18 protein-coding genes are annotated in these 21,148 nt (G+C 69.6%); 12 read left to right on the top strand and 6 right to left on the bottom strand.

What is annotated here, in order from left to right; translation table 11 throughout:
• Nucleotides 1-143 precede the first annotated feature (143 nt).
• The 6 genes from V8246_RS02300 to V8246_RS02275 all read left to right on the top strand — a co-directional run bounded on the left by V8246_RS02300 (nucleotide 144) and on the right by V8246_RS02275 (nucleotide 8,784).
• Nucleotides 144-2,054, top strand: a complete 1,911-nt coding sequence (locus V8246_RS02300) for a DEAD/DEAH box helicase (protein WP_336187745.1) — start codon at nucleotides 144-146, stop codon at nucleotides 2,052-2,054.
• A gap of 149 nt (nucleotides 2,055-2,203) precedes the next feature.
• The gene (locus tag V8246_RS02295; protein WP_336187744.1) at nucleotides 2,204-3,811 is read left to right on the top strand and encodes a diguanylate cyclase; all 1,608 of its coding nucleotides are present in this window, start codon (nucleotides 2,204-2,206) and stop codon (nucleotides 3,809-3,811) included.
• Nucleotides 3,812-3,932: 121 nt separating this feature from the next.
• Entirely contained in the window at nucleotides 3,933-6,347 is a 2,415-nt protein-coding gene (locus tag V8246_RS02290) for an EAL domain-containing protein (protein WP_336187743.1), read from the top strand.
• A gap of 40 nt (nucleotides 6,348-6,387) precedes the next feature.
• Nucleotides 6,388-7,107, top strand: coding sequence for a pseudouridine synthase (locus V8246_RS02285; protein ID WP_336187742.1), 720 nt, complete (start codon nucleotides 6,388-6,390; stop codon nucleotides 7,105-7,107).
• 90 nt (nucleotides 7,108-7,197) lie between these two features.
• Entirely contained in the window at nucleotides 7,198-8,268 is a 1,071-nt protein-coding gene (locus V8246_RS02280) for a sensor domain-containing diguanylate cyclase (protein ID WP_336187741.1), read from the top strand.
• A 93-nt stretch (nucleotides 8,269-8,361) separates the two neighbouring features.
• Nucleotides 8,362-8,784, top strand: a complete 423-nt coding sequence (locus tag V8246_RS02275) for a universal stress protein (protein ID WP_187572025.1) — start codon at nucleotides 8,362-8,364, stop codon at nucleotides 8,782-8,784.
• Nucleotides 8,785-8,793: 9 nt separating this feature from the next.
• Here V8246_RS02275 and V8246_RS02270 read toward each other — a convergent pair whose 3' ends face one another.
• Nucleotides 8,794-9,858: a DUF1176 domain-containing protein gene (locus V8246_RS02270; protein WP_336187740.1), complete on the bottom strand. Its 1,065-nt coding sequence runs from the start codon at nucleotides 9,856-9,858 to the stop codon at nucleotides 8,794-8,796.
• The gene (locus V8246_RS02265; RefSeq protein ID WP_336187739.1) at nucleotides 9,855-10,802 is read right to left on the bottom strand and encodes a DMT family transporter; all 948 of its coding nucleotides are present in this window, start codon (nucleotides 10,800-10,802) and stop codon (nucleotides 9,855-9,857) included. The genes V8246_RS02270 and V8246_RS02265 overlap by 4 nt, the downstream gene beginning before the upstream one ends.
• A 101-nt stretch (nucleotides 10,803-10,903) precedes the next feature.
• On the opposite strand from V8246_RS02265, the gene V8246_RS02260 reads away from it, so the two are divergent.
• Both V8246_RS02260 and V8246_RS02255 read left to right on the top strand, forming a co-directional pair.
• Nucleotides 10,904-11,548, top strand: a complete 645-nt coding sequence (locus V8246_RS02260) for a Pr6Pr family membrane protein (RefSeq protein ID WP_336187738.1) — start codon at nucleotides 10,904-10,906, stop codon at nucleotides 11,546-11,548.
• Nucleotides 11,549-11,750: 202 nt separating this feature from the next.
• Nucleotides 11,751-13,055 carry an MFS transporter gene (locus V8246_RS02255; RefSeq protein ID WP_336187737.1) on the top strand — a complete coding sequence of 435 codons (1,305 nt, stop codon included), beginning with the start codon at nucleotides 11,751-11,753 and terminating at the stop codon, nucleotides 13,053-13,055.
• A 73-nt stretch (nucleotides 13,056-13,128) separates the two neighbouring features.
• Here the strand turns inward: V8246_RS02255 and V8246_RS02250 are convergent, their stop codons facing one another.
• Nucleotides 13,129-13,947: a DUF72 domain-containing protein gene (locus V8246_RS02250; RefSeq protein ID WP_336187736.1), complete on the bottom strand. Its 819-nt coding sequence runs from the start codon at nucleotides 13,945-13,947 to the stop codon at nucleotides 13,129-13,131.
• Nucleotides 13,948-14,019: 72 nt separating this feature from the next.
• Here V8246_RS02250 and rraA point away from each other — a divergent pair, with 72 nt between their 5' ends.
• Nucleotides 14,020-14,496, top strand: a complete 477-nt coding sequence (rraA, locus tag V8246_RS02245) for a ribonuclease E activity regulator RraA (RefSeq protein WP_336187735.1) — start codon at nucleotides 14,020-14,022, stop codon at nucleotides 14,494-14,496.
• Between the two features lie 90 nt (nucleotides 14,497-14,586).
• Here rraA and V8246_RS02240 read toward each other — a convergent pair whose 3' ends face one another.
• A complete protein-coding gene (locus V8246_RS02240) occupies nucleotides 14,587-16,398 on the bottom strand; it encodes a DUF885 domain-containing protein (RefSeq protein WP_336187734.1) in 1,812 nt (603 codons plus the stop codon).
• 112 nt (nucleotides 16,399-16,510) lie between these two features.
• Here V8246_RS02240 and V8246_RS02235 point away from each other — a divergent pair, with 112 nt between their 5' ends.
• Nucleotides 16,511-16,861, top strand: coding sequence for a GFA family protein (locus tag V8246_RS02235; protein ID WP_336187733.1), 351 nt, complete (start codon nucleotides 16,511-16,513; stop codon nucleotides 16,859-16,861).
• A gap of 28 nt (nucleotides 16,862-16,889) precedes the next feature.
• On the top strand, nucleotides 16,890-17,774 hold the full coding sequence (locus V8246_RS02230) for a DUF2785 domain-containing protein (protein ID WP_336187732.1): 885 nt from the start codon (nucleotides 16,890-16,892) through the stop codon (nucleotides 17,772-17,774).
• Nucleotides 17,775-17,786: 12 nt separating this feature from the next.
• On the opposite strand, the gene V8246_RS02225 is transcribed toward V8246_RS02230, so the two are convergent.
• The gene (locus tag V8246_RS02225) at nucleotides 17,787-18,725 is read right to left on the bottom strand and encodes a LysR substrate-binding domain-containing protein (RefSeq protein ID WP_336187731.1); all 939 of its coding nucleotides are present in this window, start codon (nucleotides 18,723-18,725) and stop codon (nucleotides 17,787-17,789) included.
• Between the two features lie 107 nt (nucleotides 18,726-18,832).
• Between V8246_RS02225 and V8246_RS02220 the strand changes: the two genes are divergently transcribed.
• Nucleotides 18,833-19,729, top strand: a complete 897-nt coding sequence (locus V8246_RS02220) for a DMT family transporter (protein WP_336187730.1) — start codon at nucleotides 18,833-18,835, stop codon at nucleotides 19,727-19,729.
• A 6-nt stretch (nucleotides 19,730-19,735) separates the two neighbouring features.
• Here V8246_RS02220 and V8246_RS02215 read toward each other — a convergent pair whose 3' ends face one another.
• Nucleotides 19,736-21,133 (bottom strand): DUF2867 domain-containing protein, encoded by a 1,398-nt coding sequence (locus tag V8246_RS02215; protein ID WP_336187729.1) that lies wholly within the window; start codon nucleotides 21,131-21,133, stop codon nucleotides 19,736-19,738.
• Nucleotides 21,134-21,148: the final 15 nt, after the last annotated feature.

Genomic DNA, 21,148 nt, shown 5'->3' with positions numbered 1-21,148 from the left:
AGGTGATTCGCCGCCGTGGCGGGAAAATCACGCCGCTCCCGGCAGAATTCCGGCCCTGGTCTGCTGCAGCGCGACAGGAGCCCCCCGAAGGCGCACAATACGCGGCTCGGCGTGCGGCTCCGCGACGCCCCGGAGTCTCTCGCATGTCCACCGAATCCCCTTCGTCCGCCCCCCTGCTGTTCGCCGATCTCGGCCTGTCCGCGTCGGTCATGGCCGCCGTCACCGCGGTGGGCTATGAAAGCCCGTCGCCGATCCAGGCGGCCACCATTCCCGCCATGCTGGCCGGCCGCGACGTGCTGGGCACGGCGCAGACCGGTACCGGCAAGACCGCAGCGTTCGCGCTGCCGGTGCTGTCGAACATCGATCTGAATGCCGAGCGCCCGCAGGCGCTGGTGCTGGCGCCCACGCGCGAGCTGGCCATCCAGGTGGCCGAGGCGTTCCAGAAGTACGCGGCCAAGATCCCGGGCTTTCACGTGTTGCCGATCTACGGCGGCCAGAGCTACTACCCGCAGCTGCAGGCGCTGAAGCGCGGCGTGCACGTCGTCGTCGGCACGCCCGGCCGCGTGATCGATCACCTGGAGCGCGGTTCGCTGGATCTGTCCGGCCTGACCACGCTGGTGCTGGACGAAGCCGACGAGATGCTGCGCATGGGCTTCATCGACGATGTCGAGACCGTGCTGAAGAAGACCCCGGAAACGCGCCAGGTGGCGCTGTTCTCGGCGACCATGCCGCCGGCGATCCGGCGCATCGCGCAGACCTACCTGAAGCAGCCGGTGGAAGTCACCATCGCGGCCAAGACCACCACCTCGGCCAACATCCGCCAGCGCTACTGGTGGGTCAGCGGCATGCATAAGCTGGATGCGCTGACCCGCATCCTGGAAGTGGAACCGTTCGACGGGATGATCGTCTTCGCCCGCACCAAGGCGGCGACCGAGGAGCTGGCCGACAAGCTGCAGGCGCGAGGACTGGCGGCCGCCGCGATCAACGGCGACATGCAGCAGGCGGCGCGCGAGAAGACCATCCAGCAACTCAAGGACGGCAAGCTGGACATCCTGGTGGCCACCGACGTGGCCGCGCGCGGCCTGGACGTAGAGCGGATCAGCCACGTGCTGAACTACGACATCCCGTACGACACCGAGAGCTACGTCCACCGCATCGGCCGCACCGGCCGCGCCGGCCGCACGGGCGACGCCATCCTGTTCGTCACGCCGCGCGAGAAGGGCATGCTGCGCGCGATCGAGCGCGCCACGCGCCAGCCGATCGAAGAGATGCAGCTGCCCAGCGTGGAAGCGGTGAACGACCGCCGCGTGGAGAAGTTCCTGGCCCGCATCACCGACACGCTGGCCTCCGGCAGGGCGGGCGAGTTCCGCGCGCTGATCGAGCGCTACGAGCGCGAGCAGAACGTGCCGGCGGTGGACATCGCCGCCGCGCTGGCACAGCTGGTGCAGGGCGATACGCCGCTGCTTCTCTCGCAGGAGCGCACGCCGCGCGAGGCGCGCCCGGCGCGCAGCGAGACCTACGGCAACGCGCCCCGTCGTGAGCGCGAGGAGCGTCCACGCCGTGACGACAGCCATGGCGAGCGTCCGGCACGCAGTGTCGACAAGCCCGAGCGTTCGAGGATCGAACGCCCCGACACCGACCGTCCGCGCGCCGACAAGCCGCCGCGCAGCGACAAGCCCGAGGTGGGCATGGAGACCTACCGCATCGAGGTGGGCCACATGCACGGGGTGAAGCCGGCCAACATCGTCGGCGCCATCGCCAACGAGGCAGGACTGGAAAGCCGCTACATCGGCCGCATCGACATCCAGCACGACCACACCACGCTGGACCTGCCCGAGGGCATGCCGCGCGAGGTGCTGATGCATCTGAAGAAGGTCTGGGTGTCCGGCCAGCAGCTCCGCATCCACAAGCCGGGCGAGAGCGGCGGTGATGCGCCGCCTCGCCGCTTCGGCGGGCCGGGTGCCGGCAAGGGCAAGCCGCGGGGCGACAAGCCGTTCGGCGCCGGCAAGCCCGGTCCCAGGCCGCACCGCAAGGGCCCTCCCCGCGAGGGATGACGGCCGGCCGGCGCGGGGACGCCGGCAGGTGGCACGGAGTTTGCATTTCGTAGAGGCGGGCCAGCGCACCGGATGTCGGGAAGCGGCGACGTACCGGAGTGTTTGTGAGGGGATGGGGCAGGCAACGGGGCGCGATCGCAGGGTGGCTGATGCTGCTTTGTGCTTGGCCGTGCGTGGCCCCGGCCACCCCCCAGGTCGGCCGCGACTACCTGGTCACCGGCGCCCCTACGTCCGAACAGGCCCCGCAGCGTCACTGTACGCCCGCCATGCAGGCCGAACTGACCGAGCGGGTCGAGATTCCCGCGCCACCGGAAGGCTGGTCGGGCGCGCCGCAGGCGGTCAATGTCTTCAACATCTTCGCCGGCGAAGTCCGGGTGCATCATGGCGATCGTGAGGTCTGCGGACGCATGCATGATGCCCGCACGCGCGATTCCCGCTTCCGCGCCGGCGTCGGCATGGTGGCCGTACCTCCAGCGGGCAGCCGTGAGCCGATCCAGGTCGCCTGGGCCACGCCGCTGAAAGCCGGCTGGATCCCGACCGTTCGCATCGGCGCGCCCAGCCCGATCCAGCAGTTCGATACCGCGCGGCTGCTGGTACGCACGGCCTGCGTGGCCATCGCCATCGCGCTGGCCTTCATGGCGCTGATGGGTTTTTTGAGCACGCGCGACCGCGTTTTCCTGGGCTACACGCTGCTGTGCACGCTCACGGTGCTGGGCCAGGCCGTGCTCAGCGGCCTGAGCGGTTATCCGGAACCCTGGCTGCCGATCGGCGACCAGGAATCGCGCTGGCTGGTGGTGCTCTCGTGCCTGGGCCTGCCCGTGCTGCTGTACGTGATGTGGCTGCTGACCGGTGCCGCACGTGCATGGCGGGCAGCGGGCCGCTGGCTGGCCCGCGCGACGGTGGCGTTCTGCGCGACGGCACTGCTGGCGGTGTGGTTGCCGCAGGGCGCGCTGTCGCGGCTGGCCACGGGCATGGATGCAGGGTTCGCGGTGGGCTGCGTGGCGATCCTGGTCCTGAGCCTGGTGGGACTGCGCCGTCGCCGGGGGGACGCGCTGGCCGCGATCGCCGCCGTGCTGCCGTTCCTGGCGATGACGCTCATGGACATGGCCGACAACCGGATCCTGATCGAATACCGGGTGGAAGCGATCCAGCTTTCGATCACCTGGTTCCTGACCGTCAGCGCCTACGTGCTGAACCTGCGCCTGGGCCAGCTGCGGCGCCAGCGCGACGAGATGCGCGCGCTGGCCGATACGGATGGACTGACCGGCCTGCCTAACCGTCGCGCCGGCCTGAAGCGGCTGGAACAGCACATGGACGCGGCCCGCGCCGACGGCGGGCTGCTGGCGGTCGGCTTCCTCGACATCGACCTGTTCAAGCGCATCAACGATGTCCATGGCCATGCCGTCGGCGACCGCGTGCTGGTGGCCGTGGCGGCCACGCTGACCTCGGCGGTGCGCGATCCCGCCGACGTCATCCGCATGGGCGGCGAGGAGTTTCTGGTGCTGTTGCCCGGGATCGGCGGTGCGACCGCGCGGGCGCGCCTTGACGCGATGCGGACCGGGGTGGGGGCCGCGGGGGCCGCCCTCGGCATCGAAGGGCTGGCGGTCACCGCCAGCATCGGCCTGGCCAGCCTGACGCCCGACGACGCCGACGCGGCGTCCCTGCTGCGGCGTGCCGACGAAGCGATGTACCGGGCCAAGCGCGCCGGTCGCGACCGGGTGGTGGAAGCTGGGTCCACGCCCGACGGCGAAGGCTGAGGGTCCGGTCCTCCTCGCGCAACGTCGGCCGGGGCCTCAAGTGCGTCAAAGGCAGGCCGATCAAGCGGAGTGGAACCCAGCGCAGAGGTCTTTTCTGCGCCGGGACCGAAAGGAGCCAGGTGTGACCCATACGGACGTCCCCACGACCGAAGCCGCCCCGTCACCGGCCGACCGCAACCTGCGGCGGCTGCCGGCCCGCGTGGCCGTGCTCATCGCCCTGTCGGCGCTGGGCGCGCTGCTGATCGCCGCGATCCTGGAGACGCAGGCGGGCGCGACGGCGTACATCGTGGGCGAGGGCCACTGGTCCAAGGCACAACAGCGCGCCGTGCACAGCCTCTACCGCTATGCCGGCCATGGCGACCCGGCGGACCTGGCCGACGCGCGGGAAGCGCTGCGTGTTCCGCTGGGCGATCGCGCCGGCCGCCAGGCCCTGGAGCGCGACCCGGTCGATCTCGCGGCGGCGCGCGCGGGATTCCTGCAGGGCGGCAATGCGCCGCAGGACATCGAACGGCTGATCTGGATGTACCGCCTGCTGCACGATGCGCCGTACTTCCGCGACTCGGTGCGCCTGTGGCGGGAGGCGGAGGCCGAAATCGACCAGCTGGTCGTGCTGGCCGATACGCTGGAAGCCCATCGGGCGCGGCGCGTGCCCGATGAGGCCAGCGTGCTCGCCTACAAGCGGCAGCTGACCGCCCTCGATGCGCGTCTGCGACCGAAGGAACTGGCCTTCTCGCGCTCGCTGGCCGAGGGCGCGCACTTCCTTCGACGCATGCTGCTGGCGCTCAGTGCGGCCGCCTTCGTCCTGCTGTGTGCATACGCCCTGCACGTGATGCGCAGCACCCTGCGTCGCGTGCGCGACACGGAAAGCGAGTTCCGCCTGGCCTTCCACCGGTCGATGGTCGGCATGCTCAAGCTGGATCGCCAGGGACGTTTCACCCAGGCCAACGAGGCGCTGGGCCGGATCCTGGGCATGTCGCTCACGGAGCTGCGGATGCAGCGTCTGGCCGATGTGCTCCACGCCGATGACCTGCCCGTGGACGAGCGCGGTGCCATCGACTGGGCGCGGTTGCAGGAGCCGGGCGAGCGCCGCCTGCTGCGCCGCGATGGCACGGTGCGCTGGGTGCGCTGGAGTGCTTCGTGGGTCGGCGTGCGTGGTGGGCGTGGCGAGCAGCTGTTCGCGCTGGCCGAGGACGTGTCCGAAGCGCACGAACTGGCCTGCGAGATCGCCCACCAGGCCAGCCATGACGAACTGACCGGCTTGATCAACCGACGCGAGATATCGCGCAGGCTGGATGGCGCCCTGGAAACCGCACAGGGCGGCGGGCAGCGGCATGCGCTGTGCTTCATCGACCTGGACCAGTTCAAGCTGGTCAACGACACCTGCGGTCACGAGGCCGGCGACCGTTACCTGTGCCATTTCGCCACCCGCCTGGCGTCGCAGCTGCGCCGCGGGGACTGGCTGGGACGGTTGGGGGGCGACGAGTTCGCCGTGCTGCTGCACGACACCACGCTGGACGAAGCGGAAGCGGCGATGGCGCGCGTGCACGCGGCATTGGCCGAGCAGGCCTTCCGATGGAACGGACGCGCGTTCGGCCTGAACTGCTGCATCGGCGTCGTGGAGATCAACGACGGGGCGATCGATGCCGACTGGTTGCTGAGGGCGGCCGATGCGGCGTGTTACGTGGCCAAGGAAGAGGGGCGCAACCGCATCCGCTGCTACCGCGACGCGGACCCCCGCCTGTCGCGTCGTCGCCACGACCTTGAATGGGTGGCGCACACGCAGCTGGCGATCGCCGAAGACCGGCTGGTGCTGTACGCGCAGCGCATCGTGCCGCTCGCCGGTCCGCCGCGCCTGCAGTACGAGGTGCTGGTCCGCCTGCGCGACCGCGAGGGGGGGCTGCATGCGCCGGGCGTGTTCCTGCCGGCCATGGAGCGTTACGGCCAGGGCATGGCGGTCGACCGGTTCGTCCTGATGGCCGTGTGCCGGCATTTCGCGCGCAATCCGGGCCGTCTGGCCAGCGTGGAACTCTGCCACATCAATGTCTCCGCCCAGTCCGTCGCGGATCCGGCCTTCCTCGAGCATGCCGGCGCGCTGCTGGACCGCCATCCGGGTGTGGCGGCGCGGCTGTGCTTCGAGATCACCGAAACCGCGGTGATCGCCAACCTCGACGACGCCTGCCGCTTCATCGAAGCCATGCGTGCCCGCGGGTGCCGGATCGCGCTGGACGATTTCGGCAGCGGCCTGTCCTCGTTCGCCTATCTGAAGCGGCTGCCGGTGGACATCCTCAAGATCGACGGTGCGTTCGTGCGCGACCTGGCGCACGGTGGGTCGGACCTGGCGCTGGTGCGTTCGATGAGCCAGATGGGGCAGGCGCTGGGCAAGGTCACCATCGCCGAGTGGGTGGAGAGCGAGGCGGTGATGGCCCAGTTGCGCGAAGTGGGTATCGGCTGCGTGCAGGGCTATGCGGTGCACGTGCCATGCCCACTGGACGAACTTGTCGACGCCTGGGAAGCCGCCTGCGCCGAACCGGCCTGATGCCGGCCACGGCGCCGCGCCGATGCCCGATAATGGCGGCATGACCACCCGCCTGAACAAGTTCATCGCCGAAACCGGCTTCTGCTCCCGCCGCGAGGCCGACCGCCTGCTGGCCGAGCGGCGCGTCACCGTCAACGGCACGACCGCCGGCACCGGCGCGGTGGTGGGCGAGGGCGACGAGGTCCTGGTCGATGGCCAACCGCTGAAGGTGCGCACGGCGAAGGCGGGCAAGCGCCGGCATGTCTACATCGCCCTGAACAAGCCCGTCGGCATCACCTGCACCACCGAGTCGTCGGTGAAGGACAACATCGTGGACTTCATCGGCCACGAGCAGCGCATCTTCCCGATCGGGCGGCTGGACAAGGATTCGGAAGGCCTGATCCTGCTGACCAGCAATGGCGACATCGTCAACCAGATCCTGCGCGCCGAGAACCGCCACGAGAAGGAGTACCTGGTGGCGGTGAACAAGCCGGTCACCGACGAGTTCCTGCGTGGCATGGCGCGCGGCGTGCGCGTGCACGGGCAGATGACGCTGCCGTGCCGGACCAGCCGCATCGCCAAGTTCGGCTTCCGCATCACCCTGACCCAGGGCCTGAACCGGCAGATCCGCTTGATGGCCGCGGCGTTCGACTACCGCGTCACCCAGTTGCGGCGCGTGCGCATCGACAACGTGAAGCTGGGCGACCTGAAGGTGGGCCGCTGGCGCAACCTCACCGACCAGGAACTGCGCGGCCTGCTGCCGCAGCAGGAAAGCTGGTGACGCGATAGCGTGACCGCGGTCGCGGCACGGCCCGCGTCGGCGGGGCGGCATCGCGGCATACTGCGCCTGTCTTCCCGATCCCGTGACGGCATGAGCCCTCCGCCGAAGCCCGACAACGAGGAAGCCCGCCTGGACGCGCTGTACAGCTTCGACATCCTGGACAGCGCGCCGGAGCAGGGCTTCGACGATCTGGTCCGCATCGCGGCCGGCATCTGCGGCGTTCCAATGGCGGCGGTCACCCTGATCGACCGCGACCGCCAGTGGTTCAAGGCGCAGGTGGGGATCGAGCATCCGGATCCCTCGCGTGAATCGTCGTTCTGCGCCCATGCCATCCTCGCGCCGGAGCGTACGATGGTGGTGCCGGATGCCACCCGCGACACGCGTTTCGCCGACAACCCGCTGGTCACTGCGGAGAACGGCATCCGCTTCTACGCCGGGGCGCCGCTGCTGACCCGCGAGGGTTTCGCGCTGGGTGCCCTGTGCGTGGTGGACGACCAGCCGCGCGACCTGGCGCCGTTCCAGTGCGAGGCGCTGGAGGCCCTGTCGCGCCAGGTCACGCACCTGCTGGAGCTGCGCCGCGTCAGCCGCGACCTGAGTCACCAACTGCGCGAGCGCGCCTGGTACGAGCAGCAGATGCGGCTCTACCAGGCACAGCTGGAGCAGCAGAACGCCGAGCTGTCCGAGCAGACCCGCACCGATCCGCTGACCGGCCTGCCCAACCGCCGCGCGTTCGCCGCCGCGCTGGCGGGAGCGATCACGAGAGTCTCGGGGACCGGGGACCCGCTGGCGGTCGCGGTGGTGGATGTGGACCACTTCAAGACGATCAACGACCTCCACGGGCACGACGAGGGCGACCGCGTACTGGTCGCGCTGGCCGACATGCTGAAGGCGCAGGCGGCCGGGCGCGGCATGGCGGCACGCCACGGCGGCGAGGAGTTCGTCGTCCTGCTGCCTGGGGCCACGCTGGAGGAAGCGCGCCTGCAGTGCGAGTTCATGCGCCAGAGCGTGGGCCTGCTGCCGATCGGCCTGCCGGTCTCGGTCAGCATCGGCGTGGCGACGCACCGGCGCGGAGATGCGGCCGAGGACTTGTTCCGCCGCGCCGACCAGGCCTTGTACGAAGCCAAGCGCGGCGGACGCGACCGCGTGATCGCCGCGGACTGAGTTGATCGCGATCAATGCGCGCTGCGACGCGTTGACGCATGCTGTTCACATGGGCGGCGCATCGGGCGATCGCCATGCACGGGAAGCACAACGATGAAGATCCTGTTGGCAGTGGATGGAAGCGCGATCGGCCTGGCCGCGGTTCGCCATCTGGTGGAGCTCAGCAAGTCGCTGGCGGAAACGCCTGCGGTGACCCTGCTCTACGTCGACCCGCCGCTGCTGCGCTCGGTGGCGCTGGAACTGGGCAGCGACGGCGTGGAGCGCTACCACGCCGAGAACGGCGCCTATGCCATGAAGAAGGCACGCACGGCGCTGAAGCGCGCGCAGATCCCGTTCGCCGAGAAGGTCGTGGTGGGCGAGCCGGCCGAGAGCATCGTCAAGCAGGCCAAGTCGGGCAAGGCGGACCTGATCGTGATGGGTACGCACGGCCGGGGTGCGCTGAAGCAGCTGCTGGTCGGCTCGGTGGCGCTGAAGGTCATTGCGACCAGTCCGGTGCCGGTGGTGGTCGCGCGCTGATCGCGCGGCTCAATCGCCGCGGGTACGCCACAGGGTGGGCCAGTCGCCAGGATGCTCGCCGCGGCACCACCCCAGGCGGTGGTAGCGCTGCAGGCGGAAGTCGCGGCCGTCGAACACCCAGGTGGCGCTTTCGCCGCAGTCGGCCAGGCCGCGCCCCTTGGCGAAGTGCGACAGCTGGCCTTGCCCGAACCCGACACTGGTGAACGCGTCGATCACCCGGGGCGCGCCCTCGTCTTGCACGGGTACCATCAATCGCAGGCGGAGGGGCGCACCGGCGCCGTCGCGGCGCACGCGGAACAGCAGGCTGGACGACTGGTAGGCCCCGCGCCAGCACTCGAGCGCGACCAGTGCCTCATCGTCGTCCAGGGCGTGCGCTTCATCGTAGGCGGTGTCGGGTTCGACGAAGCAGTCCTCGCGCCGTACGTCATCCGCCGCCTGCAGGCGCACCCGCGCCACCAGGCGGGACGCCTCGGCGTCGTCCAGCGGCGGCGCCACCACCGCGCGGGTCGGCAGCGGCGCAGCAGGCGCCGCCGGCACCTGGGCGGCCGGCAGCGATCCGCGTCTGAGCAGGGCGGTCGTGGTGCCCAGCCGCCGCTGGGTTTCGTCGATCAGCAGCAGGGCGGCCGACAAGCCGGCGAGCGAGGCGGAGGGAGCGTCCTCGCCGACGCCAGCCTGCAGCTGGGTGCCATTGCGGACCGCGTCGAGGAAGGCACGCACCTGCGCGCCGTCGTGCCCGATGCGCTGCACGCCTTCGTCGCCCGTCGCCGGCTGCAGCAGGGATGCAGCGGCGAACCGGGCGCCGTCCAGGCGCAGGTCGCGTGCGGCCACGGGAGCCTCCGATTCCAGCGACAACTCAGGTTCGCCCGCCGGACCTGCATCGATCGCCAGCCGCAGGATGAGCGGCGGATACGCCTCCTGCATGCCGATCGCTTCGCAACGCGCGGTGTTGTCGCAGGCCACCACCCAGTCCTTGATCTCCCGGTACACCGGCGTGGCCGCCGACGCCGCGGCGGCCATCGTCAGCGCGACGAGGGCCGCGGCGAAGGGCAGGGTGCGGGAACCCGGGGTCTTCATTCGACGACGTTCTTGGCTTCCGACGTGCCCAGCACTTCCGGATGCTCGATGCGTTTCGGACGTTGCGTCAGCGGGTGCAGGAACACCGCCGCCAGGATGATGCCCACGCCCAGGTAGAACAGCGGCGTCAGCTCCCGCTGCTCGCCCAGCAGCACGATGGCCAGCACGATGGCGTAGACCGGTTCCAGGTTGGTGACCAGCTGCACGCCGTAGGCGCTGAGGTGTTTCAGCGCGACCAGCGACAGGGCGAACGGCAGCAGCGTGCACGCCAGCGACAGCACGACCAGCAGCACGCCGTCCTTCAGCCCAGGCAGCACGAACAGGTCGCCGGCGAAGGCCGGGAACAGCACCGGCATCAGCGGCGCCAGCGCGGTCAGCAGCAGCGTGCCGGCGCCCAGTTCCAGGCCGGTGATGGTCAGCGGTTCGCCGTGGTCGATCAGGCGCTTGTTGAGCGGGCCGAACAGCGCCACCAGCAACGCCGACAGCGCGCCGACCAGCACGCCCAGGCGCATGCCGTCGGGAATGCCGCCCACCACCAGCGCCACGCCCGGCAGCACGGCGATGCCGAACAGCAGTTCGCGCCACGAGAATGGACGGCGCGTCAGCCAGGGCTCGATCACCGAGGTGAAGGCCGGCGCCAAGGCGATGCAGGTCACCGCGACCGAGGCATTGGACAGCTTGATGGCGCCGTAGAAGGTCAACCAGTGCAGGGCGACGATCAGGCCGATGCCGCAGTACGCGAGCACCAGCTTCACCGGCATCGCGCGCAGGCCGCGCCAGACGCGCGGCACCAGCGCCAGCGCGGCGACCACGATCAGCATGCGCCACCACACCAGCGGCAGCGCGGACAGGCTGATCAGCTTGCCCAGGATGGGGGTGAAGCCCCACAGCAGCACGCACAGGTGGATCTGCAGCTGGGCCTTCGCGGTGGGGGTCATCGGCATGCGCGCATTGTCGCCGAAGCGCTGCGTGGCTGGCGACCGGACCACTCCCGACCGGCGCCCGGCCGTGGCAAGCTGGCAGGACCGTGGACCGAGGATGTCCGATGCCGCCCGCACCGCTTGCCGTCCCATCCCGCGTCTGCGCCACCCTCGTGGGCCTGCTGTCGCTGGCCGCGCTGGTCCTGCAGTACATGCTGATCCTGCAGCTGACCCGCGACAACGTCGGCGTGGTGCTGGGCACGGTGCGGTTCTTCAGCTACTTCACCATCCTCAGCAACATCGCCGTGTCGCTGGTCGCCTTCACCGCCGCTGCCGGGCGGACCGGTTTCCTTGCGCGGGCCCGCGTGCGCGGTGCGGTTGCGCTCTACATCGGTGTCACCGGCAGCATCTATTTCTTTGTCCTGCGCCACCTGTGGCAGCCGCAGGGCGCGCAATGGTGGGCCGACACCGGACTGCACTATGCGGTGCCATTGGCGTACTGGGCATGGTGGCTGGCGTGCGTGCCGCACGGCACGTTGCGCTGGCGCGACGTGGCGGGATGGCTGCTGTTCCCGCTGGGCTATGTCGCCTGGGTGTTCCTGCGTGGTGCGTGGGTGGGCGAATACCCGTATCCGTTCATCGACGTGGTCCAGCTCGGCTGGGCGCGGGTCGGCGTCAATGCGCTGGGCGTGATGGGTGTCTTCGTCGCGCTGGGGTGGGTTGTCGTGGGGCTGGACCGCGTGCTTGGTCGGCGTAGAAGCCCCCTGTAGGAGCGACGTGAGTCGCGACCGCGAACCTACCGGTCAGGAAAGACTGCACCGCTCACGGCGTCTAGGATCGCCAGCTGCCCTGGCAGGCTTGGTGTACGGTCGCGACTGACGTCGCTCCTACAGGAGACCAGGGTGCTGGACGCGTCCCGTGCGGCATGCGATGTTCGCGCGCCACGCCCGTGTCGACACTCAGGACTTCCGCATGACCGCCGCCGACGCATCGCAGCCGATCCCGCGGCCCTTTGACCGCCGCGATGCGAAGACGCTCGGCCTGTCGGCGCTGGGCGGCGCGCTGGAGTTCTACGACTTCGTGGTGTTCGTGTTCTTCGCCAAGACGCTGGGCACGCTGTTCTTCCCGCCCGGCACGGCGCCCTGGCTGGCGCAGCTGCAGGTGTACGGCATCTTCGCGGCCGGCTACGTGGCGCGTCCGCTGGGCGGCATCGTGATGGCGCATTTCGGCGACCGCCTGGGTCGCAAGCGCATGTTCACGCTCAGCGTCTTCCTGATGTCGGTGCCCACGCTGCTGATCGGCCTGCTGCCCACGCATGCGCAGATCGGTGCATTGGCGCCGTTGCTGTTGCTGGCGATGCGGATCGTGCAGGGCATCGCGGTCGGTGGCGAAGTGCCGGGTGCCTGGGTGTTCGTCGCCGAGCACGTGCCGCGCAGCCGCGTGGGCATCGCCTGCGCCACGCTGACGGCGGGCCTGACCGCCGGCATCCTGATCGGTTCGCTGTTGGCCGCGTGGATCAATACGCGCTACAGCGCCGCGGAGGTACAGGCGTGGGTGTGGCGCGTGCCGTTCCTGATCGGCGGGGTGTTCGGCTTCGTCGCGGTAGGGTTGCGGCGCTGGCTGGAAGAAACACCGGTCTTCGTCGAGATGCGCGAACGCCGGCAGCTCGCCCGCCAGGTGCCGGTCAAGCAGGTGCTCGCCGCGCATCGACCGGCCGTGGTGCTGTCGATCCTCGCCTCGTGGCAGCTGACGGCGGCGATCGTCGTGATCGTGCTGCTGACGCCGACCCTGGTGCAGACCAGCTTCGGCATCGCGCCGGCCGTGGCGTTCCGTGGCAACAGCCTGGCGACGCTGGCGCTGGTGTTCGGCTGCCTGGTGGCCGGCTGGGCGGTGGACAGGATCGGCGTGGGGCGCGCGCTGCTGTCGGGTTCGCTGGGATTGGGTGTGGCCGCCTACGCGCTGTACGGCGCGCTGCTGGCGGGGCACGAATCGCAGTTCGTGGCGTGGTACACGCTGGCCGGCTTCTGCTGCGGGGTGGTCGGCGTGACGCCGGCGCTGATGGTCGCGGCGTTTCCACCGGAGCTACGCTTTTCCGGCCTGTCGTTTTCCTACAACGTGGCCTACGCGGTGTTCGGCGGACTGACCCCGCCGCTGCTCGCCTGGCTGGCGGAGGCGTGGGGCCCGCTGGCGCCCGCGCACTATGTGGCCTTCACCTGCCTGGTAGGTATGGGCGTGGCGCTGTGGTGTCTCAGGCGGCCCTTGAACACGCCTCTGTAGGAGCGCCCCATGGGCGCGATGCTCTTGCCCGTGCTGCCTGTTCCGTCAGAAGCATCGCGCCCATGGGGCGCTCCTACAGGCGGCGTATGAGCTCCATCGCCGCCGCCGGATTACGCTCCTTCGCGCTGCTGATGAAGTACACGAATACATCGCGTCGCGGCATCGCCGGTGCTGGCTCGCGCACGTGCGGCAGTTCGGCGATGTCCTCACCTCGCGACCAGGCGCGTGCGCGCTCGGCCCATTGGGCTAGTTCGTTCGGCGGGTAACCGGTCTCGATCGGCTGCGAGCGCATCAGGCGCGCATAGACGAAGTCCGCGGTGAGGTCGGCGAAGGAAGGATGTTCGGTGGAATCGGTGAAGACCGTGGCGACCTGGTGGCGGCGCGCAAGTTCGATGAAGTCCGCGTCCACGGCAGCGGGGTCGCGGACTTCCAGCGCGTGCCGCAGCCGGCGGCCGTCCACGTCGCGCGGTAGCAACGCCAGGAAGGCATCGAGTTCGTCCGCATCGACGCGTCGTCCCGCTTCGAACTGCCAGACCAGCGGCCCCAGCTTCGGGCCCAGTTCGGCGATGCCGCCGACGAAATCCTCCACCTGCGCCCGCGTCGAGGCCAGCGAGCGCGACTGCATGATCCGCTTGGGCGCCTTGGCCGAGAACACGAAGCCGTCCGGCGTCTGGTCGCGCCAGCTGGCGTAGGTCGCCGGCTTCTGCGCACTGTAGTAGGTGCCGTTGATCTCGATGGCGGTCAGCTGGCGGCTGGCGTATTCCAGCTCGCGCCGTTGTACCAGGCCCTCGGGATAGAAGTTCTTGCGCCAGGGCGCGAACGTCCAGCCGCCGATGCCGACGCGGATGCCGTCGGTGGCGAGGGGAGGCGGGGAAGCGAAGAGGTCGTCCATGCGCGAAGCATAGCCCGGTGCCCGTCGCGTCCGCGTTACCATGCGGTCAGTCCGCGCCCTCGGAGATGCCGCATGTCCTGGACCACGCCCGACCTGTGTGACCAACACCCCGACGTACAGGTCGCCGAACCGGTGTTCCGCAGCTACGGCGGACGCACCGCCTTCGCCGGACCGGCGGTGACGGTGAAATGTTTCGAGGACAACTCGCGCGTACGCGAACTGGCGGCCACGCCGGGCGAGGGCCGGGTGATGGTGGTCGATGGCGGCGGTTCGCTGCGGCGCGCGTTGCTGGGCGACCAGATCGCGGCGAATGCGGTGAAGCACGGGTGGTCCGGCCTCCTGATCTTCGGGTGCGTGCGCGACGTTGACGCGCTCGCCGCCTTGCCGCTCGGCGTGCAGGCGCTGGCATCGCATCCGATGAAGACCGACAAGCGCGGCCTGGGCGACGTGGACGTGCCGGTGGCGTTCGCCGGCCTGTCGATCGCGCCGGGCGACTGGGTCTATGCCGATGGCAACGGCGTGATCGTGGCGAAGACCCGGCTTTTGTAGGAGCGCCCCATGGGCGCGATGCTTTTCGATCGATGACGCAAGAGCATCGCGGGCGTGGCCCGCTCCTACAATTCTGTCTTGTCGCAGACCTTATCGGATCGGTTCGTCCAGCATCAGCTGGCGGACGAAGCGCACCGGCGGCGCGCCGTACGACAGCACCTGGTCGTGGTAGGCCTTCAGGTTGAACTGCGCGCCCAGTTTGGCTTCGGCGGCCTTGCGCATGTCGAAGTGCTCTTGCACGCCCACGAAGTACGTCGGCAGCTGTGCCGAGGTCAGCTGCGCGCGGGTCCACTTGCCGGCGGCCTCGCGTTCCTGCTGGAAGGTCTGGCGCACCATCAGGTCCATCGCCTGTTCGCGCGTCCAGCCATCCACCTGCACGCCCTGGTCGAGGATCGCATTGGCGATCGTGCGCAGGTAGAACTTCATCTGCACCAGGCGGAACAGCGGATCGTTGTCCAGGTAACCGGCGTCGACCATCATCTTCTCGGTGTACACGGCCCAGCCTTCGGCGAACATGCCCGAACGCAGCACGGCGCGCAGCGTGGACGGGAACTTGGCCGAGTGCCAGCCTTCCAGGTAGTGGCCCGGCGTGCCTTCGTGGATGCTCAGCAGGTGGATCATCCGGCTGTTGTATTCGCGCAGGAACGAGTCGACCTGCTTCTGGTCCCATTCGTCCGGAATCGGCGAGACGGCGTAGAAGGTCTTCAGGTGCTTGTCGAGCGGGCCGGGCGAATCGCAGTACGCCACCGCCACGCCGCGCTGGAACTCCGGCATCTCGATGATTTCCACCGGCGCGTCCGGCAGCGTGACCAGGTCGTGCTTGCGGACGAACTCGGTGGCCTGCGCCAGCGCCGCTTCGGCATCCGGCACCACCTTGTCGCGTGCCGGGCGCTCGGCGTAGGCCAGCTCGAGCGCGGCCTCGATCGCCTTCTGCTGCTCGTCGGCGGTGGGCGTTTCCGGCAGCGCGGGCGCGCCGGGCTTGTCCTTCAGCACGGTGCGGGCGATGCCGTACATCTCTTCGCGCACGCGCTTGAGTTCGCCCTCGGCGCGCTGCTTGATGTCGGCGCGCGACAGGGACGACAGCAGCGCGAACTGCAGCTTCTGGTCGTACAGCGTCTGGCCGATGCGGAAGTCGCCCTTCGCGTTCGGGACCAGGGTCTTGTCCAGCCATGCCTGGTGCTCGGCCACGGCCTTCTTCAGGCCGTCGATGGCCGCTTCGGCCTGCGCGCGGTCGGCTTCCGCCAGGTCCTTGAGGTTCGGCGTGATGAAGGTGTCGACGATGCTGAGGATGCCGGCGTTCTGCTTGGCGACCGTCTCGGCGTGCACCTTGGGCACGCGCGCCGGGTCCAGGTTCTCGCGCGCCTGCGCCAGCAGCGCCGGGATCTTCTGCATGCGCGCGGTGGCGGACTTCAGGCGGTCCGGCAGCGGTGCGAATTCGCGCGCCATCAGGCCGTAGATCGCGCCGCCGGCGACGTTGTTGTACACCTGCGGATCCCATGCCCAGCTCTGCAGGGTTTCCGCGGTCCAGATGTCGTACTGCAGCTGGTTGCGCAGGATGGCGGCGTCGACCTGGTTTTCGCGCGACAGGGCGGCGGTGTCGGTGGCATCCAGCTCGGCCAGGATCTTCCTGCTGAACTCCAGGGCCTTCTGGCGGCCGGCGGCGCTCAGGTCGTCGAGCTCGCCGTCGTACTTGTGCTCGCCGATCTGGGTGGCGCTGACCGGCGACAGCTGCAGCCAGCCTTCCAGGGCGCGCTTGGAGAGGTCGGCGAAGGCCGCATCGGCCTTGGCGGTATCCGCCGGTGCGGACGCAGTCCCGGGGGCCTGGGCGGCGGCGGGAGCTTCGTTCTTCTGGCAGGCGGTCATCGAGGCCAGCAGGGCGGCGGCGAGCAGGGTCTTGCGCATGGGAATCCTGTTGCGGTGCGGCGTGAGCGGAGCACACAGCATAGGCCGAAGGTCATGCCTGTACCCGTGCCATTCGATATACGCTTGGGCGAGTCCACCGGAGGAACCTGACATGACGCATGAGGGAAGCTGCCACTGCGGACGCATCGCCTTCGAGGTCGAAGGCGACATCGCAGAGGTCATCGATTGCAACTGCTCGCTGTGCCGCCGGCGTGGGGGCCTGTTGTGGTTCGCCCCGCGCCAGGCGCTGGTGTTGAAGACGCCCGAAGGCGACCTGTCGACCTACACGTTCAACAAGCACCACATCCGTCACCACTTCTGCGCCGTCTGCGGGATCGCGCCGTACGGCGAGGCGGCTCACCCCAAGACCGGTGCGCAGATGGTGGCCGTCAACGTGCGCTGCCTGCCGGGTGTGGACCTGGCCGGGTTGAAGGTGACGCCCTTCGACGGCGCCAGCCTCTGACCATCGCCACCGACGCAAGGAGATGACGATGCGCATTTCGACATGGTGGGTGCTGGCGGGTCTGCTGCTCTCCTCGCCTGCGCAGGCGGCATGTCCGCCCGAGGGCACCGATCCGGCTTCGCTGCAGGTGTTGCGCGAGCAGAAGTTCGCCGTTCCCGACGACGTGCGCGCCGCCCTGGTGGCGGGGTTGCCGGCGTGCCTGGCCGATCCCGATCCTGCCCTGCGCGATGGCGTGGCGTACGAAGGCCTCAGCACCTGGCTGCGCGCGGGCCAGGTGGACGTGGCGCAGCGCCGCGCCTTGCGTGATCGCCTGTACGCGATGCTCGGCCAGGAGGACCCCGCGGGATTCGGTCCGCCCTTCGCCGCGCTGGTGTTGTCGGAGGTGGCGCGCACCGACCGCATCGCGCCCTGGATGTCGGCCGATGAACGCGCCGACATGGTCGCGCGCGCCGCCGACTACCTGACATCGGTGCGCGACTATCGCGGTTTCGATGCGGTCGAGGGGTGGCGGCACGGCGTGGCGCATGGTGCCGACTGGTTGCTGCAACTGGTGCTCAACGCGCAGGTGGATCGCGCGCAGGTGGAGGTGTTGCTGCAGGCCGTGTCGGAACAGGTGGTGCCGGAAAGCGCACACGCTTATGTCTTCGGCGAGCCGGGGCGGCTGGCGCGGCCGGTGCTGTACGCCGCGAAGCGCGGCCTGCTCGATGAAGCGGCATGGAGGCGTTGGTTCGACGCGATGCCGCCAAGGCTGGGCGACACCAAGCAGGCCTATGCGGATACGGCCTGGCTTGCACGTCGCCACGATCTGATGGCGTTCCTGATGAGTGTCCATCTGGAAGCCGATCAATCTGAAGACCCCAATATCCGTGCGCTTAAACCGATCGTGGTGCAGGCGCTGAAAGCCGTGCCCTGAGCCTCTCGGGGACTATCGATGCGCGCCGCGTCCCAGCAAGTCGTCCGGCATCGGCGGCAGTGGCGTGCGTTCGTCGCGCGCCTCTTCCTTCAGCCAGTCGATGAAGGCCTGCGCCGCGGCGCTGGGCGGTTTGTGCGCCGGGTGCACGGCGTAGTAGGCGAAGCGCGCTTTCAGTGCGGGCCCCGGTAACCGCACCAGTTCGTATCGCTGAAGATACGGCTGGGCGACATGGCGGCGCGCCAGCGCGGCACCGACGCCGTACACGGCCGCGCGCATCGCATCGGTACTGTCGTTGAAGCTGTGCATCGCCGGCAGGCGCAGCCCGCGCACGCCCGCGGCACGGAACCAGTCGCGCCAGCCTTGCAGTGCCAGGTCCGTCACCAGCGGAAGCCGGGCGATCTGGCGCGGTTCCAGCACGGCGTCGATGCCGGGCAGGGCGGGCGACGCGACCGGGAACAGTTCGTCGTCCATCAGGTGATGCGCGGTCAGGCCTGCCCAGTGCCCGGGTCCGTGGCGGATGCCCAGTTCGGGGCCTTCGTCATCGAAGCGCGTCAGCGCGATGCCGGTATCCACGTGCAGGCGGATGTGCGGATGGCGCGCGCAGAAGCGCGGCAGCCGCGGCAGCAGCCAGCAGTAGGCGAGCGAATGCAGAGTGGTGATGCGCAGGGTGGTGGTCTTGCCGGCCAGCTTCAGGTGCGAGGCCACGGCGTCGATATCGCCCAGCGCCGCATTGGCGGCATCCGCCAGTTGCCTGCCTTCCTGGGTCAGCTTCACGCCGCGCGCGTGGCGCTGGAACAGGACCACGCCCAGCAGCGCCTCCAGCTTGCGCACGTGGTGGCTGACGGCACTCGCCGTGAGGTGCAGTTCGTCGGCGGCGTGGGCGAAGTTCTGGTGGCGCGCGGCGGCGGCGAAAACCCCAAGGGCGGGCAGCAGGGCGGGGCGCAGGCTCATGATCGTCTCCAGACACAAGCCAGATTTGTGGCTTGGCCGTATCGTACGCGCTTGTGGGGCTATCGCGTTACGCCAGAATGGTGCCTGACACGAACGAGGCTCCCGCGATGGCACAGGCAACGACCACCATAGACCCCCTCCCGCAGGTGGCCGGGCGCGACTGGCGCACGCCGCTGGAGTTGCTGGCGTTGGGCGCGATCTGGGGCAGTTCGTTTCTCTTCATGCGCATCGCCGCGAATCCGTTCGGGCCGTTTGCGCTGGTCGAGGTGCGGCTGGCGCTGGGTGCGCTGATCCTGCTGCCATTCCTGTGGCGAGAACGTGCGCACTTCCGCGCCGGCATGTGGCCGCGCCTGGCCATGATCGGCGCGATCAATTCGGCCATCCCGTTCCTGCTGTTCGCGTGGGCGGCGCAACGGTCGCCGGCCGCGATCGGTGCGATCTGCAACGCCATGACCGTGCTGTTCGCCGCGTTGGTGGGCTTTCTGTTCTTCGGGCAAAAGATCGGTACGCGCCGTTCGCTCGCGCTGCTTGTGGGGTTCGTCGGCGTGGTGGTGCTGGCGACCAGCAAGGCGGGTGGCCTGAGTGTGGGCGGCGCGGTGGTGGCCGGCTCCACGGCGGCATTGCTCTATGGCGTGGGCGTGAACCTGGTACGCAAGCACCTGTCGGGGATTCCACCGGCGGCGGCCGCCGCCGCAACGCTCGGTTGCGCGGCGCTACTGGTGCTGCCGTTCGCGGCGACGCATTGGCCGACGGCCCGCATCCCGCCCGGTGCGTGGGGCGCTGCCATCGCCATCGGCGTGGTCTGCACGGGCTATGCGTTCCTGCTGTATTACCGGCTGATCCAGCGCATCGGCCCGGCCCGCGCATCGACGGTGACCTACCTGGTGCCGCTGTTCGGCGCGGGCTTCGCGTGGGCCTTCCTCGGCGAACCGGTCACGCTGGCGATGCTGGCCGCAGGCGTGCTGATCCTGGGCAGCGTGGCGGCCAGCCAGCGCGCCGCCTGAGCGGCGTCAGGCGAACAGCCCCTGCGCCAGTGTCAGCGGTGCGTGCCGCCGCACCGCACCTTCCACCGCCATGCGCAGCATCGCCGGCGCGATATAGGCGTGGTGCACGCCGCTGATCGCGGCCATGTACGCGCGTCCGAAGAGATTGGCGCACTGCACGCGCGTGCCGAGGGTGATCTCCACGCCTGCATCGGTGATCTGCACGCCCACGCAGGACCGGAACGCCAGATGGCGATCGTCCGCGCCGAGGATCACCTGTGCGCGCCGCCCATCCACGTTGATGCGCTGCGCCAGTACCGGATATCGTCCGGCGAACAACGGCCCTTCGCCCGTCGACAGCAGCGACGATACCGGGCAGCCCAGAGGCGACGTGCGCAGCCGCAGCGGGCGCACCAGCGCATTCCGCAATCGCATCAGTCGTGTAACGCCGGCGGGGCGGTACTGCAGGAAGCCTTCCAGCACGTCCGTCATCAGGGCCGACGCGGTTGCCTTCGTCATGCCTTGCAAGCGCAGGCTGAAGGTGTCCTCGTGATGAAAGTCCCGCAGGTGCTCCGACAGCAATGATCCCGTGGGCGGAGACGGCAGTGCCTTCACCGGCGATGCCCGTCCTTCGACGAAGCCGATCTCGCCACACCAGCCCGCCAGCCGCGTGCGGACGCGCCCGGCCCGTGCGCGCAGGCCAGCGCAGAGGTGCTGCTGCCAGGTGCCGGGCGGCGCATGCAGGGCCAGCCGTACGGTGGGGATGCACTGCGCATGGGCGGAATGGGCTGTCAGCCATGCCTGCACGGCAGGAGGCAGCGTTTCCGTCAGCGTGGCGATGTTCGCGTCGCCGGCCAGGACTTGGTCTTGCAGGGCGCCCCGTGGCAGCCCGCTAAGTTCGTCGGTGTGGCAAGACAGTGCGAACAGCACCGGATGCAAACTGCCCGCCTGAAGCGGCGCGAACTGGTGCCAGGTGCCGCCACCGAAGCGCACGCTGAAAAGCGCGTCGGGGGGAAGGTCGACCTGGTGCAGCGCGGCGGCGAAATGCGCCGGATCGCGGGCGATCTGATCATCGGAAGCGGTCGAGAACCGTAGTCGTGCGCCACCGCTGCCGGTCACCGCGGTGAACGTGCGATGCCCGGCGTGCCGATGGAAGGGATGGCCGTCGGCGCCGACGGTGAAGGTGTACAGCGCGCTGCGTTCGCCGGCTTCGAAATCCGGTGCGGCGATGCGTACCGACGGTTCGTCCAGCGCATCCACGAAGCCCGGATGCGCGCGTTGCAACGTGCCTGTGTCCGCGTGCAGGCGATCGCCTGCGCCGGGTCCCAGTTGCGCCAGCAACACCACCTCCACCGGCAGCCCGCCCGAGTAGGAGCGGATGCGGGCGGTGGGGAACCCCGGGACGACATCGGCATGGCGGTGCATGGCAGGACTCCTCGA

Origin of the sequence: Pseudoxanthomonas sp. F11 (assembly GCF_037046485.1) — a bacterium.
Taxonomy (GTDB): domain Bacteria; phylum Pseudomonadota; class Gammaproteobacteria; order Xanthomonadales; family Xanthomonadaceae; genus Pseudoxanthomonas_A.
Note: the sequence above shows the minus strand (reverse complement) of the source record. Positions and strands in the feature narration are given on the sequence as shown.